The sequence below is a fragment of the Pseudomonas sp. TJI-51 genome, from assembly GCF_000190455.2.
GTDB lineage: Bacteria > Pseudomonadota > Gammaproteobacteria > Pseudomonadales > Pseudomonadaceae > Aquipseudomonas > Aquipseudomonas juntendi.
Genome location: NZ_AEWE02000127.1, coordinates 30,701 through 49,918 on the forward strand (window position 1 = coordinate 30,701; position 19,218 = coordinate 49,918).

16 protein-coding genes are annotated in these 19,218 nt (G+C 64.2%); 11 read left to right on the top strand and 5 right to left on the bottom strand.

Annotation, left to right across the window (positions count from 1 at the left end; translation table 11 throughout):
- The 3 genes from amn to G1E_RS23400 all read right to left on the bottom strand — a co-directional run bounded on the left by amn (position 1) and on the right by G1E_RS23400 (position 5,521).
- Entirely contained in the window at positions 1–1,464 is a 1,464-nt protein-coding gene (gene amn / locus G1E_RS23390) for an AMP nucleosidase (RefSeq protein WP_009685408.1), read from the bottom strand.
- Between the two features lie 174 nt (positions 1,465–1,638).
- Positions 1,639–3,291 (bottom strand): acyl-CoA dehydrogenase family protein, encoded by a 1,653-nt coding sequence (locus G1E_RS23395; protein WP_009685407.1) that lies wholly within the window; start codon positions 3,289–3,291, stop codon positions 1,639–1,641.
- 241 nt (positions 3,292–3,532) lie between these two features.
- Positions 3,533–5,521 (bottom strand): hybrid sensor histidine kinase/response regulator, encoded by a 1,989-nt coding sequence (locus G1E_RS23400; RefSeq protein WP_047150149.1) that lies wholly within the window; start codon positions 5,519–5,521, stop codon positions 3,533–3,535.
- A 265-nt stretch (positions 5,522–5,786) separates the two neighbouring features.
- On the opposite strand from G1E_RS23400, the gene G1E_RS23405 reads away from it, so the two are divergent.
- The 8 genes from G1E_RS23405 (at position 5,787) to lnt (ending at position 13,253) form a co-directional block, all read left to right on the top strand.
- Entirely contained in the window at positions 5,787–6,584 is a 798-nt protein-coding gene (locus tag G1E_RS23405) for a hydroxymethylpyrimidine/phosphomethylpyrimidine kinase (RefSeq protein WP_029884760.1), read from the top strand.
- Between the two features lie 13 nt (positions 6,585–6,597).
- Positions 6,598–7,221 carry a thiamine phosphate synthase gene (gene thiE, locus G1E_RS23410; RefSeq protein WP_047150150.1) on the top strand — a complete coding sequence of 208 codons (624 nt, stop codon included), beginning with the start codon at positions 6,598–6,600 and terminating at the stop codon, positions 7,219–7,221.
- 14 nt (positions 7,222–7,235) lie between these two features.
- On the top strand, positions 7,236–8,519 hold the full coding sequence (gene hemL, locus G1E_RS23415) for a glutamate-1-semialdehyde 2,1-aminomutase (RefSeq protein WP_009685400.1): 1,284 nt from the start codon (positions 7,236–7,238) through the stop codon (positions 8,517–8,519).
- 195 nt (positions 8,520–8,714) lie between these two features.
- On the top strand, positions 8,715–9,260 hold the full coding sequence (locus tag G1E_RS23420; RefSeq protein WP_009685399.1) for a tetratricopeptide repeat protein: 546 nt from the start codon (positions 8,715–8,717) through the stop codon (positions 9,258–9,260).
- A 137-nt stretch (positions 9,261–9,397) separates the two neighbouring features.
- The gene (locus G1E_RS23425) at positions 9,398–10,396 is read left to right on the top strand and encodes a PhoH family protein (RefSeq protein WP_009685398.1); all 999 of its coding nucleotides are present in this window, start codon (positions 9,398–9,400) and stop codon (positions 10,394–10,396) included.
- Positions 10,389–10,862 carry an rRNA maturation RNase YbeY gene (gene ybeY / locus G1E_RS23430; protein ID WP_009685397.1) on the top strand — a complete coding sequence of 158 codons (474 nt, stop codon included), beginning with the start codon at positions 10,389–10,391 and terminating at the stop codon, positions 10,860–10,862. The genes G1E_RS23425 and ybeY overlap by 8 nt, the downstream gene beginning before the upstream one ends.
- 25 nt (positions 10,863–10,887) lie before the next feature.
- Positions 10,888–11,727 (top strand): HlyC/CorC family transporter, encoded by an 840-nt coding sequence (locus tag G1E_RS23435; RefSeq protein ID WP_009685396.1) that lies wholly within the window; start codon positions 10,888–10,890, stop codon positions 11,725–11,727.
- An 8-nt stretch (positions 11,728–11,735) separates the two neighbouring features.
- Entirely contained in the window at positions 11,736–13,253 is a 1,518-nt protein-coding gene (lnt, locus tag G1E_RS23440; RefSeq protein WP_009685395.1) for an apolipoprotein N-acyltransferase, read from the top strand.
- 152 nt (positions 13,254–13,405) lie between these two features.
- Here the strand turns inward: lnt and G1E_RS23445 are convergent, their stop codons facing one another.
- A complete protein-coding gene (locus tag G1E_RS23445) occupies positions 13,406–14,167 on the bottom strand; it encodes a YdcF family protein (protein WP_009685394.1) in 762 nt (253 codons plus the stop codon).
- Positions 14,168–14,302: 135 nt separating this feature from the next.
- Positions 14,303–14,617, bottom strand: a complete 315-nt coding sequence (locus G1E_RS23450) for a hypothetical protein (RefSeq protein WP_009685393.1) — start codon at positions 14,615–14,617, stop codon at positions 14,303–14,305.
- Between the two features lie 227 nt (positions 14,618–14,844).
- On the opposite strand from G1E_RS23450, the gene leuS reads away from it, so the two are divergent.
- The 3 genes from leuS (at position 14,845) to holA (ending at position 19,195) form a co-directional block, all read left to right on the top strand.
- The gene (leuS, locus tag G1E_RS23455) at positions 14,845–17,451 is read left to right on the top strand and encodes a leucine--tRNA ligase (RefSeq protein ID WP_009685392.1); all 2,607 of its coding nucleotides are present in this window, start codon (positions 14,845–14,847) and stop codon (positions 17,449–17,451) included.
- Positions 17,452–17,512: 61 nt separating this feature from the next.
- The gene (gene lptE, locus G1E_RS23460) at positions 17,513–18,118 is read left to right on the top strand and encodes an LPS assembly lipoprotein LptE (protein WP_009685391.1); all 606 of its coding nucleotides are present in this window, start codon (positions 17,513–17,515) and stop codon (positions 18,116–18,118) included.
- 39 nt (positions 18,119–18,157) lie between these two features.
- On the top strand, positions 18,158–19,195 hold the full coding sequence (gene holA / locus G1E_RS23465) for a DNA polymerase III subunit delta (protein ID WP_009685390.1): 1,038 nt from the start codon (positions 18,158–18,160) through the stop codon (positions 19,193–19,195).
- The last annotated feature ends 23 nt before the right edge of the window (positions 19,196–19,218 follow it).

Below are 19,218 nucleotides of genomic sequence, written 5' to 3' on the forward strand. Positions count from 1 at the left end.
TCAGCGGAACGGCGGCTCATCGAAGCTGCGCAGTTTACGCGAGTGCAACGAGTTGAGCTCGGTGCGCAGCAGGTCGAGGGCAGCAATGCCGATCTTCAGGTGCTGGCTGACCGCCCGGTTATAGAAGGCGTTGGCCGAACCTGGCAGCTTGATCTCGCTGTGCAGTGGCTTGTCGGACACGCACAGCAAGGTGCCGTACGGTACCCGCAAGCGGTAGCCCTGGGCGGCAATGGTGCCGCTTTCCATGTCCACCGCCACGGCACGTGAGAGGTTGATCAGCGGCCGCTCCTGGGCCCAGCGCAGCTCCCAGTTACGGTCATCGTAGGTCAGCACGGTGCCGGTGCGCAGGCGCTTCTTCAACTGTTCGCCACGCTCTCCGGTCACTTGCGCAGCCGCTTCCTGCAGCGCCAACTGCACTTCGGCCAGCGCCGGGATCGGAATGTTCGGCGGCACCACGCGGTCGAGAATGCCGTCGCGGCGCATGTAGGCGTGTGCCAGAACATAGTCGCCAATGGTCTGCGACTGGCGCAAGCCGCCGCAGTGGCCAATCATCAACCAGCAATGCGGGCGCAGCACCGCCAGATGGTCGGTGATGTTCTTCGCATTCGACGGGCCGACGCCGATGTTGACCAGGGTGATGCCGTCACCGTCGGCGGCGATCAGGTGGTAGGCCGGCATCTGGTAACGGTGCCAGACCACGCTGGCAACCAGCGCCTGGGCTTCGCCATGGTCCATGCCCTTTTCGATGGCCACGTTGCCCGGCAGCACCATGCGCACGAAACGCGGGTCGTCACGCAACTGCTCCAAGCCATGGCTGATGAACTGGTCGACATAGCGGTGGTAGTTGGTCAGCAGGATCCACGGCTGCATGTGGCGCCAGTCGCTGCCGGTGTAATGCACCAGGCGGCGCAGCGAGAAGTCGACGCGTGCGGCATCGAACAGTGCCAGCGGCAACACGTCGGCATGATCCCAGTCGTACAGGCCGTCGGCGATATTGTCGGTGGCGGCCGACAGGTCGGTGCTGGGGAACACCCGCGCCAACTGCGCGGCGGTGATGCCGCTGCCGGCCAGTTCGTCACCCTGGTCGACCACATAGGGGTAAGGGATATTCTGTTCGCTGACGCCCACTTCTACGGTAACGGTGTAGTCGTGCATCAGCGGGCGCAGCTGCTCCAGCAGATAACCACGGAACGCCGCGGGCTGGGTGACAGTGACGCTGTAGGTGCCGGCCACCTGCACTTTGGCATAGGCGCGCGTGGTAGCGGCGACTTCGCCATGGCTGTAGTAGGTCAGGCGCAGGGCCGGGTAGCGGAACAGATCGCGCTGCTCGGCGTCGGGTTCGGTGCGGTCTTTCAGATAACGCTTGAGCGCAAGGCTTAGGGCACCGGTGGCTTGTTCATGCAGGGCCGCCAGACGATCGACGGCCTGTTCGGGGGTATCAACGACTACAAAAGCGTGGCTCACACTGTGCTTCCTGTCTGGACATGCATGTGAACCATCTTGCCTGCCTTCTTGGCTAAATACATCCCCATTGATCGGTGCTGGATTCTTCGCGGGCGCGCCCGCTCCCACAGGTACGGCACCGCCCGGGACATCCATGAAGATCTTGGGGGCGGGCATGCCCGCGAACAAGCCGAATCAATTCGCCCAGGCTGGCGTCGCCCGCGCCACCAATGCCTGCACATCCACACCGCGCGGCAACGCCCCATACACCCGGCCGCCACCCGCCAACCGGCTGCCAATGAACGCATCACTCACCAACGCATTGCCCGCCTCCAGCAACAGCTTGGCCTGCAACGCCAAGGCAATATCCTCGGTCAACTGCCGCGCGCGGTACTGCATGTCGCCAGTATCGGCAAACGCCCCCTTGAGGTTGCCGATATGCGCCGCCAAACGTGGGTCGCCATGCCCATCGCCCAGCTCGGCGAACAAGGCATCGAGCACCCCCGGTTCCTTGGAAAGGGCCCGCAGCACATCCAGGCACTGCACATTGCCCGAGCCTTCCCACGTCGAGTTCACCGGTGCTTCGCGGTACAGCCGGGGCAGGATGCTGTCTTCCACATAACCGGCACCGCCCAGGCATTCGGCGGCTTCGTTGATCATGGCCGGCGCACGCTTGCAGATCCAGTACTTGCCCACTGCCGTCACCAGGCGGGCGAAGTGCGCCTGCTGCGGGTCTTCGAGCTGCTCCAGCGCCTGCCCCATGCGCAGGCTGAGGGCGAGCGCAGCCTCGCTCTCCAAGGCAAGGTCGGCAAGCACGTTCTGCATCAGCGGCTGCTCATTCAACACGCGCCCACCGACCTTGCGGTACGCGCAGTGGTGGGTAGCCTGGGTCAGCGCCTGGCGCATCAGCGCACTGGAGCCGACCATGCAATCGAAGCGGGTCATGGCGACCATTTCGATAATGGTCGGCACACCGCGCCCTTCTTCGCCGATCATCCACGCCAACGCCCCGCGAAACTCCACCTCGCTGGAGGCGTTCGAGCTGTTGCCGAGCTTGTTCTTCAGGCGCTGGATATAGAACTGGTTGCGGCTGTCATCCGGGCGGTGGCGCGGCAGCAGGAAACAACTCAGCCCCTTTTCGGTTTGTGCCAGGGTAAGGAAGGCATCGCACATCGGCGCCGAACAGAACCACTTGTGGCCGACCAGCTCGTAGGCCTGACCCGGGCCCGGCGCCCCGACCGAGTAGGCCCGGGTGGTGTTGGCCCGCACATCGGTGCCGCCCTGTTTTTCGGTCATCGCCATTCCCAGGATGACCCCGGCCTTGTGCCGGTCGCCGACATTGCGCGGGTCATACTCGCAGGCGAGGATCTTCGGCAGCCAATACTCGGCCAGCTCGGGTTGCAAGCGCAGGGCTGGCACGGCGGCAAAAGTCATGGTCAACGGGCAGCCGCTGCCGGCTTCGGCCTGGCTGTGCAGGTAGGTCATCGAAGCCCTTGCCACATGTGCGCCGGGGCGGGGTTCGGCCCATGGCAGCGACGGCAGGCCATGTTCGACGGCGGTGCGCATCAGTTCGTGATAGGCCGGATGGAACTCGACCAGGTCGATGCGATGGCCGTAGCGGTCGTGGCTGCTGAATTCGGGTTTGTGGGCGTTGGCCAGAAAGCCAGCCTGCATCAGCGGCCCCCCGGCCAGGGCGCCGTAGGCATCGATCCGCGACTCGGCCCAGCCCGCGCCGAAACGCCGCGACCACTCCTGGAGTGGCAGGTCGAGGCGGTAAAGGTTGGCACCGTCTAGGGACGGTGGCTGGTTGGTAACTTCGTGGGTTTCAGCGTACTGGTGCAGGTTCATCGGGGGCTCCTGGATCCGGGTAGGCTTGAAAAACCCAGTGAAGCACTGCCTGCGGGGTTGGCAAAGTGGCATTCGTGACTAAAGGTGTGGTGGTGGAGGCATGGGTTGCAGATGCATGTCTTGAGCCTGCATCTGGGCTGGCAGGTGTTCGCCATAAGATCTGCGGCGCGGGTGAGGTCGAGCGCCGAAGCGTTCGCCTCGACACATTCAGCGCCTGCCAGATCGAGCGCCGCCCCCCCCCTCAAACCGAACGACGCTTCTGCAAGATACCCACCGGCACCTGCCCCTGCGAAACCGCCATATTCAAACTCAACTCAAACCGGCTCCCCAACCCGCGCGTCGACTCATGCGCCAACCGCGCACCCAGCAACTCGCCCATCTGCCGGCAGATCGACAGCCCGATCCCCAACCCGCCATAGCGGCGGGTCATCGAGCCATCTACCTGGAAGAACCGCTGATACAACGTCGCCTGGTCCAGGTCATCGAAGCCGATACCGCTGTCGCTGACAGTGAAGGTCAGCGCCATGTCATCCGGCCCCACCCGGCGCCCGCGCACCTGGATCACCACGCCGCCCTGATGGGTGAACTTCAACCCGTTATCCACCAGGCACCCCAGGCAACGCGCCAGCTTGGGCCCGTCACCCAGTAACCCATCCGGCAAATCGGCCGGGATATCCAGGCTCAGGTACAGGCCCTTGGCCAATGCCTGGCCGGCATAACCGGCGCGCAGGCTCTGCAACAAAGTACGCAGGCTGAACGGCGCCGGCTGCGCCCGCAGGCGCCCCGCTTGCAGCTCGGACAGCGTAAGAATGGCATCGACCATGTCCATCATGCCTTGCGCCGAACCGACCGCTGTACGGTGGTACTGGGCCATCTCGCCTTCCATCGGCAAGGTATGCATCAACTCCAGCGAGCCAATCACCCCGTTCATCGGCGTGCGCAGTTCATGGGTCACACTGGCCAGAAATTCGTCTTTCAACCGGTTGCTCCTGGCCAACTGCAGGTTCAATTGTTCCAGCGTACGACCGGTTTCACGCAAGGCCTGCGCCTGCTGCTCGCGCAGGATGTTGATGCGGTCGGCCAGCGCCAGCGACAACAGTGCCACCTCCAGTGCCGAACCCAGCTGGCTGGCATACATGGTGATGAACACGTTCGGCAGGTAGCCCAGCACCATCAGGGTGTTGACCAGGCCACCGAGCAGGAACGCCGTCCAGGCAATGATGAACCAACGCGCCAGGCGCAACCCGCGCCACCAGGCATACAGCCCGGCGCTGAACACACTGACGGTGAACAGCAGCGCCAGCAGGGTGGCCATGCGCAGCGCCACCCCATAGGCCGTGCTCACGGCCAGCACCATGACCGCCACGCCCCCCAGCATCAACAGCTGCAATAGCCGATCGAAGCCCCGGCTGATACTGCCAAGCTGCAGGAAGTGGCGGGCGAACTGGCAGGCGAACAGCGCGGCAGCACCGATGCTCAGCGGTGTCGCGGCATTCGCCCACCATGGGCTGTCCGGCCAGAAGTAGGCTACACCGGCGCCATTCACCGACACCTGGTAAAGGCCGAACGAGGCGATATAGAGGATGTAGTAGAGGTAGCTGACGTCGCGCACGCTGAGGTAGATGAACAGGTTGTACACCAGCATCACCAGCAGCACGCCATAAATCATGCCCAGCACATACAGGCGGGTCGGTTGCGCCTCGATGTAGGCCTCGGGGGCCCATAGCGCCAGCGGCGCCTGCACCGAGCCCTGGCTATGCAGCCGCAGGTAAGCGGTAGTCACCTGGCCAGGCGGCAGCGGCAGCTCGAACAGATAATTGCTCTGGCGCACCTGCCGGCTGTCGTAGGGCAAGGCATCGCCGGTGCGCTGGGCCAGGCGGTAGCCGCCATTGCCATCGGCCAGGTACAGCTCCAGATGATCCAGGGGCGGGTAGGCCAGTTCCAGCAGCCACTGCCGGGGCGCAGCACCGGGCGCCGCAACCGGGCGCAACTCGACCTTGAGCCAGAACACCGAAGTGGAATAACCGGCGTTCAGCACCTCATCTGGGTGGGGGCGGAAGTATCTGGCGAAGTCCGGGGCGCTGACTTGGGCGATGCTGCTACTGCCATCCGGGTCCTCATAAACCTGCATGACCTTGCCCAGCGGCAGGTGCCGGGTAGCCTCGTCGAAATCGACTGCGCCGGCCAGCACGGGCAGCATCCCCAGAAGCACAATCAGCAAATAGCGCATACAGCCCCAGCCTGGTCTGTGCAGTCGCGTCGCGGTTGCCTCCCATCCGTTTGAGACGACGTGATCCAGCAGAGTCCGTTTGTCGAGTTATCCAAGCACTCTAGCATAGCTGTAACCGCTGGCAATCGGCCATGCCAAAACGCGAACAAAGGCTTCTAAATCAATAGTTTGAGGGAAGATGACAACCATAAGCTGACCATTCGATCAGTAAATCCGGTTTGTCGGACGATTCTCCCAAACAGGTTTGGTGGTAAGCTCGCCGACCATGAATACCTACAGCTCCCGCCCCGTTGTCCTCTGTCTCTCCGGCCACGACCCAAGTGGCGGCGCCGGCCTGCAGGCAGATATCGAAGCCCTGCTCGCCCAAGGCTGTCACGCTGCACCCGCCGTGACTGCCCTGACCGTGCAGGATACCGTCAATGTTTCCGACTTCCGGGTACTCGACCGCGAGTGGGTGCTGGCCCAGGCTAACGCCGTACTGGCCGACTCCACGGTTGCCGCGGTCAAGCTGGGCATGCTTGGCTCGATCGACATGGTCGACACCGTGGCCGAGCTGCTGGCCGCCCACCCGCACCTGCCGCTGGTCTGCGACCCGGTGCTGCGCGCCGGCGGCGGCGGCCGCCTGGGCAAGGATGAAGTAGGCTATGCCCTGCGCGAACGCCTGCTGCCGCTGGCGACCATCGCCACGCCGAACCTGCCTGAAGCACGCATTCTCGCCGAACTGCCCGAGGGCAGCGCCGACGCGTGTGCCGAGAAGCTCTTGCCGTTCTGCAAGCACCTGCTGATTACCGGCGGGCACGGCGACGAAGACGAAATCCACAACCGCCTGTACACCCAGAACGGCCAGCAATACACCTGGACCTGCCAGCGCCTGCCAGGCAGCTACCATGGCTCGGGCTGCACCCTGGCCAGCGCCCTGGCCGGCCGCCTGGCCCTGGGCGAGCAGCTGGAAAGTGCCGTACGCAGCGCCCTCGACTACACCTGGCGCACCCTGCGTGACGCCGAGCAGCTGGGCAAAGGCCAGTACGTGCCGCGCCGCCTGCCCCTGGACTTCTGCGCTTGAAGCGAGGCTTTCCATGAAGCTACGTGGCCTGTATGCCATTACCGACAGTCAACTGCTTGCCAGCCGTTTCCTGTCTTATGTCGAAGCGGCGCTGGAAGGCGGCGTGTGCCTGCTGCAATACCGCGACAAAAGCGACGACGCAGCACGCCGGCTGCGTGAAGCCGAAGCGCTGATGAAGCTGTGCGAGCGCTATGGCACGCGGCTGCTGATCAACGACGACGCCGAACTGGCCGCGCGCCTGGGCGTCGGCGTGCACCTGGGCCAGACCGACGGCCCGCTGACCCCGGCCCGGGCCCTGCTCGGCCGCCAGGCGATCATCGGTTCCACCTGCCACGCCAGCCTCGCGCTGGCCGCCCAGGCCGCCGAGGAAGGTGCCAGCTACGTGGCCTTCGGCCGCTTCTTCAACTCCGTGACCAAGCCCGGCGCGCCTGCCGCCAGTACCGACCTGCTGGAGCAGGCTCGCGCCCAGGTAAAGCTGCCGATCGCGGTGATCGGCGGCATTACCCTCGACAACGCCGCCCCGCTGGTCGCCCATGGCGCCGACCTGCTGGCGGTGATCCACGGCCTGTTCGGTGCCGACAGCGCGCAGGAAGTTACCCGCCGCGCCCGCGCCTTCAACGCCTTGTTCGCATCCTGATTCGAGAGATTCCCATGTCCCGTTCCGAAGCCCTGTTCGCCCAAGCCCAGAAGCACATCCCCGGCGGCGTCAACTCGCCGGTCCGCGCTTTCAAGAGCGTTGGCGGTACGCCGCTGTTCTTCAAGCATGCCGAGGGCGCCTACGTCGTTGACGAGGACGACAAGCGCTATGTCGATTACGTCGGCTCCTGGGGCCCGATGATCCTCGGCCACGGCCACCCCGAGGTGCTGGAGTCGGTGCGCAGGCAGCTGCAGCACGGGCTGTCCTACGGTGCGCCAACGGCCATGGAAACCGAAATGGCCGACCTGGTCTGCTCGATCGTGCCGTCGATGGAAATGGTGCGCATGGTCAGCTCGGGCACCGAAGCCACCATGAGCGCCATCCGCCTGGCCCGTGGCTACACCGGCCGCGATGCCATCATCAAGTTCGAAGGCTGCTACCACGGCCACTCGGACAGCCTGCTGGTAAAAGCCGGCTCCGGCCTGCTGACCCAGGGCGTCCCCAGCTCGGCGGGCGTGCCAGCCGACTTCGCCAAGCACACCCTGACCCTGCCGTTCAACGACATCGCTGCCGTCGAGAAGACCCTGGCCGAAGTTGGCCAGACCGTGGCCTGCATCATTGTCGAGCCAGTGGCCGGCAACATGAACTGCGTGCCACCGGCCCCGGGCTTCCTCGAAGGGCTGCGCGAGCAGTGCGACAAGCATGGCGTGGTGCTGATCTTCGACGAAGTGATGACTGGCTTCCGCGTTTCCCTGGGTGGCGCCCAGGGCCATTACGGCATCACCCCGGACCTGTCCACCTTCGGCAAGATCGTCGGCGGCGGCATGCCGGTCGGCTGCTTCGGCGGCAAGCGTGAAATCATGGGCTGCATCGCCCCGCTGGGCCCGGTCTACCAGGCCGGCACCCTGTCGGGTAACCCGCTGGCCATGGCCGCCGGCCTGACCACCCTGAAGCTGATCAGCCGCCCCGGCTTCCACGCCGAGCTGACCGACTACACCAGCCGCATGCTCGACGGCCTGCAACAGCGCGCCGATGCCGCCGGGGTGCCGTTCGTCACCACCCAGGCCGGTGCCATGTTCGGCCTGTACTTCAGCGGTGCCGACGATATCGTCACCTTCGATGACGTGATGGCCAGCGATGCCGAGCGCTTCAAGCGCTTCTTCCACCTGATGCTCGACGGTGGCGTGTACCTGGCACCGAGCGCGTTCGAGGCAGGCTTCACCTCCATCGCCCATGGCGACAAGGAGTTGCAGATCACCCTGGATGCGGCTGAAAAGGCGTTTGCTGCCCTGAAGTGATGCTTTGCCTGTACCGGGATCTTCGCGGGCTCACCCGCAAAGAGGCCGGTACAGGCAACAATTATTCATGCACAATCAGCTGACTTCCCCAACCAAGCAGAAATTCGAGTAAAACTTTGTAAGGTTGGCGCTGCTTATCCCATAATGTGCCACCAGAGACATTGGCCGCAGCTTTGCAGAGGTAAGTCGATCCCCATGAACCGCACCGGCCGCGCCCTGACCCTGGGCTGCCTGTTGCTTCTTCAGCCCCTGCTGGCCCTGGCGGAGGGCGGTAACTCGTTGCTCATTCCGGCAACGGGGCGCTGCACCTTGAACGTTCAGCCTGAAGACCTGGCAAACGCCCTCAAGGCCTGCGAGCAGACCGCCAGCGCGGGGGACGCCCAGGCGCAGTTCGAACTGGGCGAGTACTACTACACGCAAACCCCCAAGAACCTGGACAAAGCCCTAGACTGGTTCCAGAAAGCCTCGCTGCAAGGCCAGGCCGATGCCCAGTATCGCCTGGGGGCCATGTTCTTCCATGGCGAAGGGGTCAAGGCCAACAATGTGCAGGCGTACATCCTGCTGAAAATGGCCGCGGTCAACGGTGCCGAAGACGCGCTGGACATGGCCGACGAAGTCACCGAGCAAATGCCTCGCGACGACCTGGAGCATGCCACCCAGGTGCTCGGCCAGATTTTCCGCAAATACCTGCTGGAACTGCAGAACGCCGAAGGGCGCACGCCGTTCTCGCCGTTGCCCTGACCGCCAGTACGCCAGCATGGGTACACGCGCCCGGTGCAGGGCGAACATACCCTTGATCGTTTCAGTGCTTTCGCCACTGCCATTCAAGGGTTATTCTTGAGTTCAACTCCATTGCCGTCGAGCGGCTAAAAACGACCTTGAACGCACCCATAGAACCCCATCGTTTCATCCTCGAACCATTCGAGGCCAACCGTTTCGCCAACTTGTGCGGCCAGTTCGACGAGCACCTGCGCCTGATCGAACAGCGCCTGGCCATCGAAATACGCAACCGTGGCAATCAGTTCGAACTGATCGGCGAACCCAAGACAACCTCTGCGGCCGAACAGCTGCTGCGCCGTCTCTACCGTGAGACCAAGGCCACTGACCTGTCGCCGGAAACCGTGCACCTGTACCTGCAGGAGTCGGCCGTCGAGCACATCGACAACCCGGCCGTCAACGAAGTCAGCGTGTCGCTGCGCACCCGCAAGGGCAATATTCGCCCGCGCGGTCTGAACCAGCAGCGCTACGTCAAGGAAATCCTCGCCAACGACATCAACTTCGGCATCGGCCCGGCCGGTACCGGCAAGACGTACCTGGCAGTGGCCTGCGCCGTGGATGCACTGGAGCGCGAGCAGGTGCGCCGTATCCTGCTGGTACGCCCGGCGGTCGAGGCAGGCGAAAAGCTTGGCTTCCTGCCTGGCGACCTGGCGCAGAAGATCGACCCGTACCTGCGCCCGCTGTATGACGCCTTGTACGAAATGCTCGGCTTCGAGCACGTGGCCAAGCTGATCGAGCGCCAGGTCATCGAGATCGCCCCGCTGGCGTACATGCGCGGCCGCACCCTGAACAACAGCTTCATCATCCTCGACGAAAGCCAGAACACCACGCTCGAGCAGATGAAAATGTTCCTGACCCGCATCGGCTTCGGCTCTACCGCGGTGATCACCGGCGACATCACCCAGGTCGACCTGCCCCGTGGCACCAAGTCGGGCCTGGCACACGTCATCGAAGTATTGCGGGACGTGCCGGGTATCAGTTTCACCCACTTCCAGCCCAAAGACGTGGTTCGTCATCCACTGGTGCAGCGTATCGTCGAAGCCTATGACCGCTTCGATGCCCGCCAGGCCAAGCCTGAGGCACCCGGCAAAGATGCTTGAACTCGACATTCAACGGGCCACCGATGCCGCTGCCCCGAGCGACGATGACTTCCGCCGTTGGTGTGAGCTGGCCTTGCGCCAGCGCAGCGCCGACTCGGAAATGACCATTCGCCTGGTCGACGAAGCCGAAGGCCGTGAGCTGAACCACACCTACCGGCACAAGGACTACGCGACCAACGTGCTGTCGTTCCCTGCCGATGTACCCGATGACCTGCTCGATATCCCGCTACTGGGCGACCTGGTCATCTGCGTGGCGGTGGTGGAGCGCGAAGCGGCCGAACAAGGCAAGGCGCTGAACGCGCATTGGGCCCACCTGGTCATCCACGGCTGCCTGCACCTGCTTGGCTACGACCACATCGACGATGAGGAAGCCGAGGAGATGGAAGGCCTGGAACGAGAATTGCTGGCAGAACTGGGTCACCCCGACCCCTATGCCGATGATGAAACCGACACCCTCACACACTGATACACGAAGGATCACGAGAACCGCCATGAGCGAAGATCGATCGAGCAACGGGCAGAAGTCCTGGCTGGGTAAACTGACCCAGGCTTTTGCCCATGAGCCGAAAAACCGCCAGGAGCTGCTTGAGCTGCTGCGCGAAGCCCATCAGAACAAACTGCTGGACAGCGAGGCGCTGACCATTGTCGAAGGCGCCATCCAGGTCGCCGACCTGCAGGTGCGCGACATCATGGTCCCGCGCTCGCAGATGATCAGCATCAAGGCCAGCCAGTCGCCGCGCGAATTCCTGCCGGCGGTGATCGACGCCGCGCACTCGCGCTACCCGGTGATCGGCGAAAGCCACGACGATGTGCTCGGGATCCTGCTCGCCAAGGACCTGCTGCCGCTCATCCTCAAAGAGAACGGCGACAGCTTCAATATCAAGGACCTGCTGCGCCCGGCCACCTTCGTGCCCGAGTCCAAGCGCCTGAACGTGCTGTTGCGCGAGTTCCGTGCCAACCACAACCACATGGCCGTGGTCATCGACGAATATGGCGGCGTGGCCGGCCTGGTCACCATCGAGGATGTGCTGGAGCAGATCGTTGGCGATATCGAGGACGAGCACGATGTCGAGGAAGACAGCTACATCAAGCCGCTGCCCAGCGGTGATTTCCTGGTCAAGGCGCTGACCCCGATCGAAAACTTCAACGAGTTCTTCGACAGCGAGTTCTCCGATGACGAGTTCGACACCGTCGGCGGCCTGGTGATGAGTGCCTTTGGCCACCTGCCCAAGCGTAACGAAACCACCGAGATCGGCGCCTACAAGTTCCGTATTCTCAACGCCGACAGCCGGCGGATACACTTGCTGCGCCTGACCCCGATCAACCGTTAAGGACAAACATGCGTTGGATCACCCGCCCCGGCTGGCCCGGTAACCTGCTGGCCCTGGCGGCCGGCGCATCCACCCTCCTGGCCCTGGCACCGTTCGATATCTGGCCGCTGGCCTTGCTATCGATTGCCCTGCTCTACCTGGGCCTGCGCGAGCTCAGCCCGCGCCAGGCCATGTGGCGTGGCTGGTGGTTCGGGTTTGGCCTGTACGGCGCGGGCACCTGGTGGATCTACGTCAGCATGACCACCTACGGCGGCGCTTCGCCGTTGCTGGCGATCGTGCTGTTGTTGGCATTTTTTGCCGCCCTGGCGTGGTTCTTCGCCCTGCCCACCTGGTTGTGGGCGCGCTGGTTGCGGCGCAACGAAGCGCCGCTGGCCGACGCCTTGTGTTTCGCCGCCCTGTGGCTGCTGCAGGAAGCTTTCCGCGGCTGGTTCCTGACCGGTTTTCCCTGGCTCTACGCCGGTTACAGCCAGCTCGACGGGCCGTTGGCAGGCCTTGCCCCGCTGGGTGGCGTATGGCTGGTTTCATTCGCCCTGGCCCTCACTGCCGCCCTGCTGTGCAACCTGCACCGCCTGCGCGCGCGCCCTTCGTTCCTGGCCATTGCCGCGGTGCTGTTGCTGGCGCCCTGGGCCCTGGGCCTGGCACTCAAAGGCCATGCCTGGACCAAGCCGGCTGGCGACCCGCTGAAAGTGGCGGCCATACAGGGCAACGTCGAACAGGACCTGAAATGGGACCCGGCGCACATCGATGCACAACTGGCGCTGTACCGTGACCTGAGCTTCAGTTCCAAGCCAGTGGACCTGCTGGTGTGGCCCGAAACCGCGGTACCGGTGCTCAAGGACCAGGCCCAGGGCTACATCGATGTGATGGGCCGCTTTGCCGCCGAGCGGCATTCGGCGCTGATCACCGGGGTACCGGTACGCGAAGAGGTGCACCACCAGCGCCGCTACTACAACGGTATCACGGTGGCCGGCGAAGGCGATGGCACCTACCTCAAGCAGAAACTGGTGCCGTTTGGCGAGTATGTGCCGCTGCAGGACATGCTGCGTGGCGCCATCGAGTTCTTCAACCTGCCCATGTCGGACTTTGCCCGCGGCCCGGAAGACCAGCCACTGCTGCAGGCCAAGGGTTACCAGATTGCCCCGTACATCTGCTACGAAGTGGTCTACCCGGAATTCGCTGCAGGGCTGGCAGCGCGTAGCGACCTGCTGCTGACCATCAGCAACGACACCTGGTTCGGCACCTCGATCGGCCCGCTGCAGCACCTGCAGATGGCGCAGATGCGTGCGTTGGAAGCCGGCCGCTGGATGATCCGCGCCACCAACAATGGTGTGACCGCGCTGATCGACCCGTTCGGCCGTATCACCACGCAGGTACCACAATTCCAGCAGGCGGTAATGTATGGCGAAGTGGTGCCGATGCAGCAGCTCACGCCTTACCTGCAATGGCGTTCGTGGCCGCTGGCGATTGTCTGCGTGCTGCTGCTGGGCTGGGCATTGCTGGCCGGGCGCATAGCCAAGACCGTCTAACTGGCATTACACGGTCCCTGTAGGAGCGGCCTTGCGTCGCGATGGGCTGCAAAGCAGCCCCGGCAATCTTGAGATAGAGCTGAGATCCGGGGCTGCTGCGCAGCCCATCGCGACACAAGGCCGCTCCTACAAGGAACCGCGCAAACCTGAATTCAATAGAACACCCGGTACCCCACCAGCCCCACCACCTCATTAAGCAACTGCCCGCTCTGCCACATCGCCCGGCTTTCCGGCAGCAACCCGCCGAATGGCCGCGCATGCTCGCGCCCAAGGAACCCCACCGGCGCCGGCACCACCTCGAACCCCGCCTGTTCAAAGCTCCAGCGCGAGCGCTGCATGTGCCAGGCCTGGGTGACCACCACCACACGGCGAATCCCCAGCGGCTGCAGCACCTTGGCCGACAGCTGGGCGTTCTCCCAGGTCGTGCGGCTGGCCTCTTCGCGCCACCTCACCTCGACCGCGAAATCCTCACGCAGGCGATCAGCCATCAACTGCGCCTCGCTCGGCGGCGTGCCGTAGTGCAGCCCGCCACTGGTCAGCACCGGCAAACCCGAAGCCTTGGCCAGCCGCGCGGCAAAGCGCATGCGCTCCAGCGCCGTGGCGGTAGGCTGGTCACCACCGCCCCACGCGGGGTCACCCCGTTCGCGCCCCGCGCCCAGTACCACAATGGCATCTGCCCGGCTGGCCAGCCTCGCCCAGTCGCTGACGGCCAGTGGCGGCTCGGTCTCCAGCACCCGGGCCGTTTCCTGCACCACCAGCGGCAAGCTCATCAGCCACAAGCCACCCAGCCCCACGCCAAAACACAGCGCCGCCAGCCGTGGCCGGCGCGCACGCCACCACCATGCGGCAAGCAGCAACAGGAACAAGATGCCCGGCGGCATCAGCCATTGTTTGATGAAAAATCGTATGGGCATCGGCTACACCTCCTTGGCAGGCGTGCAGCCTAAAAGGATCGGCACCGGTCAACAAGGTAGGGCCAGTGCCGATCGCAAGCTGTATGAATGATGAATGACCGTGGCGCGATGGCCTGCGCCGGGCGCCCTGAACGACTAGCGCTGGCGCAGCGTTCTGGAACTGGCCGCAGTGGCAGCGCGCTTCTGGTCCTTGAGCCAGATAATCTTGGCTGATGCCGGCTCCGCTTGTGGGTAACTGCCGACAGCAGCATTACGGCGCCCCGGAAGGGCTTCCAGGTAGGCCTTGATCACTTCGAACTCTGCGTGGCTGAGGCCACGCAACTCCAGCTCGGCTGGCATCTCGTCGCGCAATCGCACAGAGGTCCTGGCGCTTTCGAGTGCCAGGCCAAGCCGGTCGATCAGGCGCTCGTAAAGCTCCGGTCTGATTGCGGGTAGCTGCGTCTCTCCCATCCGTTCACCTCATTGAAGATAAGAATATCTCCCCCCACACCAGAGCTTAGCGTCGTTGCAAAAAGCAGCCGGGTGCAGCGACCAGCGGCCATTCGCAACGAAGGTTTCCCACGATACGCAGCGCTGCTGTATGCTACGGCGTTCACTCTAAATGACACCGGAGTGCCGGACGCAGCGAGGTTCCGCTGCCTGGAACAAGGTCTCTTCCCTCTCAGCAAAAAGTAGCCATGCACGAACAATACACGCCCCGTGATATCGAAGCCGCCGCCCAGAACTTCTGGGACGAGCAACAATCGTTCGCTGTTACCGAACAGCCAGGCAAGGACACCTACTACTGCCTGTCGATGTTCCCGTACCCGAGCGGCAAGCTACACATGGGCCACGTGCGCAACTACACCATCGGTGACGTGATTGCCCGCTACCAGCGCATGCTGGGCAAGAACGTGCTGCAGCCGATGGGCTGGGACGCTTTCGGCATGCCCGCGGAAAACGCGGCGATGAAGAACAACGTCGCCCCGGCCAAGTGGACGTACGAAAACATCGAGTACATGAAGACCCAGCTCAAGAGCCTGGGCCTGGCCATCGACTGGGCACGTGAAGTGACCACCTGCAAGCCTGACTACTACCGTTGGGAGCAGTGGCTGTTCACCCGCCTGTTCGAGAAAGGCATCATCTACCGCAAGAACGGGACCGTGAACTGGGACCCGGCAGACCAGACCGTACTGGCCAACGAGCAGGTCATCGACGGCCGCGGCTGGCGTTCCGGCGCGCTGATCGAAAAGCGCGAAATCCCGATGTACTACTTCCGCATCACCGACTACGCCGACGAGCTGCTGGAAAGCCTCGACGAACTGCCGGGCTGGCCTGAGCAGGTCAAGACCATGCAGCGCAACTGGATCGGCAAGTCACGCGGCATGGAAGTCCAGTTCCCCTACGACCAGGCCAGCATCGGCCACGCCGGCACGCTCAAGGTCTTCACCACCCGCCCCGACACGCTGATGGGTGCCACCTACGTCGCCGTCGCCGCCGAGCACCCGCTGGCCACCCAGGCTGCCCAGGGCAACCCGGCGCTGCAGGCGTTCATCGAAGAATGCAAGGCCGGCAGCGTTGCCGAAGCCGACATGGCCACCCAGGAGAAGAAGGGCATGGCCACTTCCCTGCTGGTGGAGCACCCGCTGACGGGCGAGAAGCTGCCGGTCTGGGTCGCCAACTACGTGCTCATGCACTATGGCGATGGCGCGGTAATGGCGGTGCCGGCTCACGACGAGCGCGACTTCGAGTTCGCCCACAAGTACAACCTGCCGGTCAAGGCCGTAGTACGCACCAGCGCCGGCGATGAAGTCGGCAACGAGTGGCAGGACGCCTATGGCGAGCACGGCCAACTGATCAACTCCGCCGAGTTCGACGGCCTGGACTTTGCCGGCGCCTTCGACGCCATCGAAGCAGCCCTGATCCGCAAGGACCTGGGCAAATCGCGCACCCAGTTCCGCCTGCGCGACTGGGGTATCAGCCGCCAGCGCTACTGGGGCTGCCCGATCCCGATCATCCACTGCCCGTCCTGCGGCGACGTACCCGTGCCAGAAGACCAGCTGCCGGTGACCCTGCCGGAGAACGTGGTGCCCGATGGTGCCGGCTCGCCACTGGCGCGCATGCCAGAATTCTACGAGTGCAGCTGCCCGAAATGCGGCGCTGCGGCCAAGCGCGAAACCGACACCATGGACACCTTCGTCGAGTCGTCCTGGTACTTCGCCCGCTACGCCTCGCCGAACTACGAAGGTGGCATGGTCGACCCGAAAGCAGCCAACCACTGGCTGCCGGTCGACCAGTACATCGGCGGTATCGAACACGCCATCCTGCACCTGCTGTATGCGCGCTTCTTCCACAAGCTGATGCGTGACGAAGGCCTGGTCACCTCGAACGAGCCGTTCAAGAACCTGCTGACCCAGGGTATGGTCGTGGCCGAAACCTACTACCGCGTTGCCAGCAACGGCGGCAAGGACTGGTTCAACCCGGCCGATGTCGAGATCGAACGCGATGCCAAGGCCAAGATCATTGGCGCACGCCTGAAGACCGACGGCCTGCCGGTGGAAATCGGCGGCACCGAGAAGATGTCCAAGTCGAAGAACAACGGCGTCGATCCCCAGTCGATGATCGACCAGTACGGCGCCGATACCTGCCGCCTGTTCATGATGTTCGCCTCGCCACCTGACGCGAGCCTGGAATGGTCCGACTCCGGCGTCGAAGGCGCCAGCCGCTTCCTGCGCCGCGTCTGGCGCCTGGCCCAGGCACACGTCGCCCAAGGCCTGCCGGGCAAGCTGGATGTCGCCGCCCTGGACGACGCACAGAAGGTCATTCGCCGCGCCATTCACGCCGCCATCAAGCAGGCCAGCACCGACGTCGGCCAGTTCCACAAATTCAACACCGCCATCGCCCAGGTGATGACCGTGATGAACGTGCTGGAAAAAGCCCCGCAAGCCACGGCGCAAGACCGTGCCTTGCTGCACGAAGGCCTGGAAGCCGTGACCCTGCTGCTGGCGCCGATCACCCCGCACATCTCCCACGAGCTGTGGAAGCAGCTGGGCCATGATCAGGCCGTGATCGACGCTGGCTGGCCAGCAGTCGACGAAGCCGCGCTGGTGCAGGACACCGTCACACTGGTGGTGCAGGTCAACGGCAAACTGCGTGGGCAGGTCGAAATGCCGGCCGCCGCCAGCCGCGAAGAAATCGAAGCCGCCGCGCGCAGCAACGAGAACGTCCTGCGCTTCATCGACGGCCTGGCCATTCGCAAGGTCATCGTGGTACCGGGCAAGCTGGTCAACATCGTCGCCAACTGATGGCAACGCCCGCCCGCAGCCACTGCGGGCGGGCGGAACAGGCCCACAAGGGAGCAACAACATGATCAAACGCAATTTGCTGGTAATTGGCCTGGCGGTCATGCTCAGCGCCTGCGGTTTCCAGCTGCGCGGTACTGGCACCAACGAGCTGAGCATCAAGGAAATGGACGTCAGTGCGCGTGACGCGTACGGGCCTACCGTGACCGAACTGCGCCAGGTGCTCAAGAACAGCGGCGTCAATGTGCACACCGGTGCGCCGTACCGCCTGGTATTGACCAACGAACAGCAGCGCGAGCGCTCGGCCAGCTACAACAGCGGTAACCGCACTGCCGAGTACGAGCTGACCACCCAGCTCAACTACAGCATCCAGGGCTTGAACAACCTTGAACTGCTGAGTGACAAGCTGGAAGTGCGCAAGGTGTATGTGCGCGATGCCTCGAACATCACCGGTTCCGAGCAGGAAGCGGCCCGTTCCCGCCTGGAAATGCGCCGTGACCTGGTCAACGCCATGGTCGTGCGCCTGCAGCAACTGACCCCAGCCCAGCTGGACGAGCTGCAGCAAAAAGCCGATCAGCGTGCCCAGGCTGAAGCGGCCGCCCTTGAGGCCGCACGCCGCCAGCAGGCGGAAACGCCGCAGCAGTCGCCCCTGGAAGTACCGGGCAACTAAGCCCGTGCGGGGTGCCTTCGGGTGCCCCGCCTACTGCCCATGAAGCTCGCCCCCGCCCAACTCAACAAGCACCTGCAAGGCGCCTTGGCCCCGGTCTACGTGGTCAGCGGTGACGACCCGCTGCTGTGCCAGGAAGCCGCCGACGCCATCCGCCAAGCTGCGCGCCAGCAAGGTTTCGACGAGCGCCAGGTTTTCAGTGCCGACGCCAACTTCGACTGGGGCACCCTGCTCCAGGCCGGCGCCAGCCTGTCCCTGTTCGCCCAGCGGCGCTTGCTGGAACTTCGCCTGCCCTCGGGCAAGCCGGGTGACAAGGGCGCCGCAGCGCTGATGGAATACTGCGCCAATCCCGCCGAAGACACCTTGCTGCTGGTCAGCCTGCCCAAGCTCGACGGCAGCGCGCAGAAGACCAAGTGGGGCAAGGCCTTGATCGAAGGTGCCCACTGCCAGTTCATCCAGATCTGGCCGGTGGATGCGCACCAACTGCCGCAATGGATCAACCAGCGCCTGCAGCAGGCCGGCCTGTCGGCGCAGCGTGACGCTGTCGACCTGATTGCCGCGCGCGTAGAAGGCAACCTGCTGGCTGCCGCGCAGGAAATCGAAAAGCTCAAGCTGTTGGCCGAAGGCAACCAAATCACCGTCGAAACCGTGCAGTCGGCTGTCGCTGACAGCGCCCGGTTCGACGTTTTCGGGCTGGTAGACGCCATTCTCAACGGTGAAGCTGCACATGCCCTGCGCATGCTCGAAGGCTTGCGCGGTGAGGGGGTCGAGCCCCCGGTGGTTCTCTGGGCGCTGGCGCGTGAGCTGCGCCAGCTCGCCGGGCTGGCCCAGCAATTCAGCCAGGGCGTGCCGCTGGACAAGGCGTTCAGCCAGGCGCGCCCACCGGTCTGGGATAAGCGCCGGCCGTTGGTCAGCAAGGCCCTACAGCGCCTCTCGGCGCAGCGCTGGGCGCAACTGCTGCAGGATGCCCAGCGTATCGATGCGCAAATCAAGGGCCAGGCCGAGGGTTCGCCGTGGACGGGCCTGGCGCGGTTGGCATTGCTGATGGCGGGTCAGCGCCTGGCGCTACCCCCTCTATAATGGTCACAGGCCCTATCGCTGGC